Here is a 5,950-nt window from a genome sequence, read left to right as displayed (position 1 = left end):
ATAGTTATTATCGTTACGCGTAACGCTTCGGGAAATGGTTCAGGTAAACGGACATAGTTATTATCGTTACGCGTAACGCTTCGGGAAATGGTTCAGGTAAACGGATATAGTTATTATCGTTACGCGTAACGCTTCGGGAAATGGTTCAGGTAAACGGACATAGTTATTATCGTTACGCGTAACGCTTCGGGAAATGGTTCAGCTAAACGGATATAGTTATTATCGTTACGCGTAACGCTTCGGGAAATGGTTCAGGTAAACGGACATAATTATTATCGTTACGCGTAGCGCTTCGGAAAATGGTTCAGGTAAACGGACATGGTTATTATCGTTACGCGTAACGCTTCGAAAAATGCGCAGGTATGGCTAGATAGCACTTACTATTGAGTAGGATTTATAAGATCGGCGCCCTGGTTTCGAACGTTTCCAATTGCACGGTCAATCTTGAACCATTCGAACGCCTCTGTTGGCTCACCCTGAAGCAACGCAATCTGCTCAGAGCGTTCTTTAGTCGTAGCCGGGTCAAGCCATTCGCGAGCCAATTCCGGAGATAGCGTCACCGGGCGCCGGTCGTGGATATCCACCATGCCACCGGCACTGTCGGCCGTGATGATCACGAAACCGTCATGCTCACCAGGTGGTTGTTCGGCAGTCGGGTATTGGCCTATTGCGGCGCACAGGATCGGCGCCCGGTCTCGCCGGCGAATAAGGTAAGGTTGCTTCTTGGGGCCGCCTTCATCGACCCATTCAAACCAGTTGTTGATTGCAATGATTGCCCGGTGCGGCCAGATTGCGCGAAAGAATGGGCCATGGGCCACTTTTTCTACCCGGGCGTTGATCGGCGCGGCGCGGTCCTTTGCCCAGTGTGGACGCCATCCCCAGCGCACCATATCTGCGTGCAGGTACTGACCCTCCTGATGGAAAATCGCCAGCTGGGTAGTGGGAGCTGCGTTGTAGCGCTTGAAGGGCTGGTCGCCGGTGTTATTGATCAAGGCGTTGGGCATGCTCAACGCCGCTACAAAGTCGTGGATGCCGTCGTACTGTGAAAGTCGCCCGCACATATCGCCCGCCTATCAGATATTTCCTACAGAAATTGACCGCGAGCGCTTCTGAAAGTTAACTGTACATTCGTACAGTGTTGGAAGTCGTGCGTCATGAGCTATTCAATTTTAGGCCCAATTGCCGAGGTAGGCCTGAAGCTGCCTCTTTGTTTATTCCAGGTGCCCGCTGGTTTTCCTTCGCCGGCAGCGGATCACATTGAGGCACACATCTCTTTAGATGAGGTGCTCAACATCCGCGCCCCGCATGTCTACCTAGTGAAAATTACCGGGGAAAGCATGCAGGGCGCGGGCATCTTTGACGGAGACCTAGCGGTTGTAGACCGTTCGCTGGAGCCGGCTCATGGCCACATCGTTGTGGCGCTGCTGAACAATGATCCGCTGTGCAAACGACTGTGCATCCGGGGAAAGGACGTCATCCTTCTGTCTGAGAACCCCAAGTATCCGCCTCGCTATGTGTTGGAAGGTGATGAGCTGGCCATCTGGGGCGTAATCATCGGTAGCGTGCGCAGCCATGTCTAAAGTAATGCCGGTATTCGGCCTGATTGATTGCAACAGCTTCTATGCCAGTTGCGAGCGCGTGTTTCGCCCAGACCTGGCGAGGGTGCCTATAGTGGTGCTGTCGAACAATGACGGCTGCGTCATCGCCCGGAGCTACGATGCCAAGCCCTTCGTGAAAATGGGCGAGCCGTACTTCCAGATCAAGCACAAGCTCAAGCAGCACGGTATCGTCCCGTTCTCCTCGAATTACGCGCTGTACGGCGACATGAGCGAACGTGTCATGACCCTGATCGAGTCGATGGTACCGGCCGTTGAGGTGTACAGCATTGACGAAGCCTTCGTAGACCTCACCGGCATCAATGACTTGGACAGCCTCGGCCGTAGGATCCGCAGCCAGGTACTGCGCTGCACGGGTATACCTGTCGGTGTCGGTATCGCGCACACCAAGACCTTGGCCAAGCTGGCCAACTACACCGCCAAACGCCTGCAGGCGCAAACCGGAGGTGTCGTGAACATCTGCGACCCAATCAAGCGCGACTGGGTGCTGCGTAACACGGACGTAGCGGAGGTGTGGGGAGTAGGACGACGCATGAAAGTGCACCTCGACAGCATGGGGATCAAGACCGCCATGGATCTGGCCAAAGCAGACCCGTGGACGTTGAGAAAAAACTTCAGCGTGGTGATCGAGAAAACTGCCCGGGAATTGGCCGGCACACCGTGCCTGGAGCTGGACGAGCCAGATCCGCCCAAGCAAGAGATCTGTTGCAGCCGGATGTTCGGCAAGCGGCTGAAGGAGCTGCCGCCGATCAAGGAAGCTGTGGCAACCTACATGATGCGTGCATCGGAAAAGCTCCGGGCGCAGATGTCGTTGTGCAAGAAGATCCGGGTCAGCATCCGTACCGGAATGTTCAACCCCGATGAGGCCAAATACGCGAATGGTGTCATGGTGGATTTGCCTTACCCGACGGACGACGTACGCCTGCTGACAAAGGCAGCTGTCGATGCGCTCGATCGTGTGTTTCGACCAGGGTTCAACTACAGCAAGGCAGAAGTGTTGCTATTGAACCTGTGCCAGCCTGGTGAATACACCGACGATCTGTTCGCCGCGTCCCAGCCGACTGAGGCAACCCGGGTGATGGCAGTGCTGGACCAGATCAACGGGCGTTGGGGTAGAGGCACGCTTCGATCCGCTAGCGTGCCGACGAATCCGGACTGGGGCATGCGTCGGGAGATGATGAGCCAAAGCTATACGACACAGCTTGATCAACTGTGGGAGGTGGCTTGCAAATAGCGATATGGTGCCGTCATGTGGGACAAGGGAGAAGCGCAAAAAATTCAGGGTTGCGTAGAAGGATTTGTAGCTTCCAATATTGAGTCATTTTGTTCTATCCAATGTTCGAGGCATTCGAACGCCGAGGGAGACTCTACATTGTACTCAGCATAAAACACGTCTATGCAGGCACGTATGGCATCAAGATGACTACCACCATAGAGCGATGTCCATCGATTACAGAAAGCAGTGACATGGCTTTGATCACCTCCCTGAGAATATCCGAACAACATACCCTCGTAATTGGGATGCGCACTTTCTGAGAGCGCGCCATACCATTCAACAAGACCTGGATAGCGCTTATCCGCTTTTTCGAGAATCGTTAGGATGTTTATAGATTGATGGGGCGTTGTCTTGTCGCGCGACCCCATCAAAAGCCTTGTAGATTGATCCGAAAAGTCGTGGAAATTGACCTGTCCGGAAACAACTTGACGCATAACTTGATTGAGATGGATGAGGATCGCAATAGTCTCAAATCCGCTTCTGAGTAAGATGCGAGCACCTAGGGAATGAGAGGATTTATGCAGGCAGTAGGATTGCGCAAGTAAGTCCTGAAGACGCCATGCGACGGACTCTCGTAGAAGCAGGCTTCGCCAAGGTGCCTTCCACTTATGCACGAGGGCATTCCTTGTGAACAGTCCGCCCACGTCGATTTCGGTGCAAAGATCTGCTTTCCAATCGGCTAGTGCCTTTTCGATATCCTCCATTGAAACTCCCCCTATCTCAGGTCTTATATGATTTAACTATTTTATAGTTAGTCCTCGCTGCTATTCCATACTGGCGTTCCTGGGCCAGAGGAGCTTGGGAACTGCAATCCCATATGTGTCACCGAATTGATGACAGCGCAAATGAGCTCGACGACGTGCTGACGCATTGCTTCAAGCCATGATTTATCGATTGGGGTGTCAAATCGTTCACTTTGTTTGTTTACGTAGAAAGGTATCGAGGCGCCGTGTGGATCGGGCGTTCGCCAAGAGCCATGGCAAAGTACATTTCTGATCTTCGCAGCTGCTCGTAAGTCTTTCAGCAGGTCATCTCGGTTGCTGATTGTCGCTTCGGGATGCTCACGTCCTGCCTTACCGTAAGTGTCAATGAGGGGGCAAAGCGTGTCGGATAATGACCGTTCCAGCTTGACCACCCACTCTTCATAGGCGCTAGTGATCTCCGCTTCGCTATATGGCCTGGTGGCCGTGAGAGCGAATATTGCCTTGCACAGCACCTCCTCTAGCAAACTGAACGAGGCTACGGTTCGGCCAAGCACCTCCCAAAAATCAGCAGGAAGTGTATGAGTTGGGAAATTGATGGGGAGTCGAGGCTGATCAACAACGTAGCGGTCTATTTTGGTCATTGAGGATATGCTCGTGTAGAGGCCTATCAGTTTGATATCGGCTTTTTCCAGTTGAGAGGGATAAGGCTATTTTGATGAAGTGGATATGAGCGCTCCCAACTCATGAAGCCACCATCATCAATGCTCTCCACGCATCTGCAGTTGCTAGGTAAAAAATGACCAAGAGCTAAATGTTTGACATTGAGACTACAAGCAAACTCAATTTTCCATTTGTCCCAGAAGTTGTTGGTTTTTAAAGCGTAATTAGTTGCGGATCGAAGTTTTTTGCTTGGGTAAGTAATAGCGTCGATAGTTGGATACCTGCTAAAAATCAGGTTTGCTGTTTTGGATGAGATTGTATAGTCGTCATCGTCTTCCATAACACAGTTGTATAGAAATTCGTCCGCAATAAGTAGTGACTGCATTTCTCGTAAGGGGCATGCAAGTATTTTTTTTCTAGTTTCAGCTACCAGCTCCTCAGGGTAGTCTAGATGTGCGGCATTGGATCTCGTAATATTGGCGAGTGTACCCAGTGGCAAAAATGTGACGCTTTTTCCAGTCTGTACTTTTAAGACACTCATAATAACCAAGTCATCGTTTACGCCGACTTCGATAAAAGCCGCGTTAGCTTGGTTGGCTACATATAAAACAGCATCCCCGTCTACGTTTAGCCTGGCTCGCTGAGCCGGAGCGGAATGGTTCCATAAAAGCCCAGTGTAGCTGAATGGGAAAGATCCATTTCTAGAAACCCTAGCTCGATAAAATTCTCTGTTGTCATTCTCTGTTGGGAAATTTAAAAAAGGATGGATGCTAACGATTCTTGAAATTACTTCGATCTTTTTTTCAATATTGTAATTGCTGAAATCGTTGACTATCCCTACCATCTCATCAAGTTCTAATGGTGGGTATTCCTCCGTTATTCTGACCACATGCTTTCCTTTTAACTAGACGATATCTCTTCTTTCGATAGTAGTAACCTGTACCAAAATTGCAAGCAGCTAACAGAGGCGCAGAAGGCGCTCCATGTCCTTTCGACTGGTCGATTTTTTCCCGATTTTTGCCTGTTAACGAAAGCTATATTGTTCATCGTTAGGAGTGCCTGGCGTCACCGTGAACAAGGGCGGCACGATGGGCGAGGATTCGGCAGAATGTGGCCAACCGTACGCCAGTGGACTGGGCGTAAGCTCGTTCGGAAACTAGTATGGCCCGTCCGGTGATCTTTCGCAGAGGGTACCCCTGGCAGTGGCGTCTCAAGATTGTGGCAAGCGAGATAATTTTAGGGCATTTTTAGGGCATAACGCAGGCCGTCGAGGGCCTATGTACGCCTTGGATCATGGTTGAAATGCGCTATGGTCGCGGCCTATAGCGGGTTGGGGTGGTAGCTGGTCGGGTTCGAATCCCTATCTCTCCGCCATTATTGAACAAGACGAAGCCCCCGTAATCAGCAGTGATTACGGGGGCTTTTTCGTTTCTGGTTTACGTGTGTGATTGGTGTGCTTGCGGCTTGGGCGGCGCTCTCTTCTATATAGGTAGGGAAAGGAAGCTGTCGGCTGGCGCTATTCGTGGCCAGTTGGGTCGGTAGATAAAGGGCGCGAAGTTGGTTGGCTTTCTACTTATATAAGGGCGTCTTCGTGTTTTCGGGCTTTTTTGACCGATATGACAGAAATGTGAAATTAACGGTTGACGGCAGATTCTGAGTCTCTATAATTCGCCCCACTTCCGGCGCAGTCGAAA

Annotated in this window: 6 protein-coding genes; 2 read left to right on the top strand and 4 right to left on the bottom strand. The window is 51.1% G+C overall.

Features of this window, described 5'->3' with window-relative positions; genetic code table 11:
* Positions 1–380 precede the first annotated feature (380 nt).
* Entirely contained in the window at positions 381–1,061 is a 681-nt protein-coding gene (locus ACIOZM_RS29290) for an SOS response-associated peptidase family protein (RefSeq protein ID WP_401220567.1), read from the bottom strand.
* 93 nt (positions 1,062–1,154) lie between these two features.
* On the opposite strand from ACIOZM_RS29290, the gene ACIOZM_RS29285 reads away from it, so the two are divergent.
* Positions 1,155–1,580 (top strand): LexA family transcriptional regulator, encoded by a 426-nt coding sequence (locus tag ACIOZM_RS29285; RefSeq protein WP_085683350.1) that lies wholly within the window; start codon positions 1,155–1,157, stop codon positions 1,578–1,580.
* Positions 1,573–2,850 carry a translesion error-prone DNA polymerase V subunit UmuC gene (gene umuC / locus ACIOZM_RS29280; RefSeq protein WP_401220564.1) on the top strand — a complete coding sequence of 426 codons (1,278 nt, stop codon included), beginning with the start codon at positions 1,573–1,575 and terminating at the stop codon, positions 2,848–2,850. Before ACIOZM_RS29285 ends, umuC begins: the two co-directional genes overlap by 8 nt.
* A 44-nt stretch (positions 2,851–2,894) precedes the next feature.
* Here the strand turns inward: umuC and ACIOZM_RS29275 are convergent, their stop codons facing one another.
* From ACIOZM_RS29275 to ACIOZM_RS29265, 3 genes are read right to left on the bottom strand one after another with little or no spacing between them, the layout of a single operon-like run.
* Positions 2,895–3,596 (bottom strand): hypothetical protein, encoded by a 702-nt coding sequence (locus ACIOZM_RS29275; protein ID WP_401220562.1) that lies wholly within the window; start codon positions 3,594–3,596, stop codon positions 2,895–2,897.
* 47 nt (positions 3,597–3,643) lie between these two features.
* Entirely contained in the window at positions 3,644–4,237 is a 594-nt protein-coding gene (locus ACIOZM_RS29270; protein WP_401220559.1) for a hypothetical protein, read from the bottom strand.
* 26 nt (positions 4,238–4,263) lie between these two features.
* Positions 4,264–5,145: a hypothetical protein gene (locus ACIOZM_RS29265; RefSeq protein ID WP_401220557.1), complete on the bottom strand. Its 882-nt coding sequence runs from the start codon at positions 5,143–5,145 to the stop codon at positions 4,264–4,266.
* Positions 5,146–5,950: the final 805 nt, after the last annotated feature.

The sequence above is a fragment of the Pseudomonas sp. NPDC087346 genome (assembly GCF_044744235.1).
Taxonomy (GTDB): Bacteria; Pseudomonadota; Gammaproteobacteria; order Pseudomonadales; family Pseudomonadaceae; genus Aquipseudomonas.
This window is presented reverse-complemented; position numbering and strand designations above follow the sequence as displayed.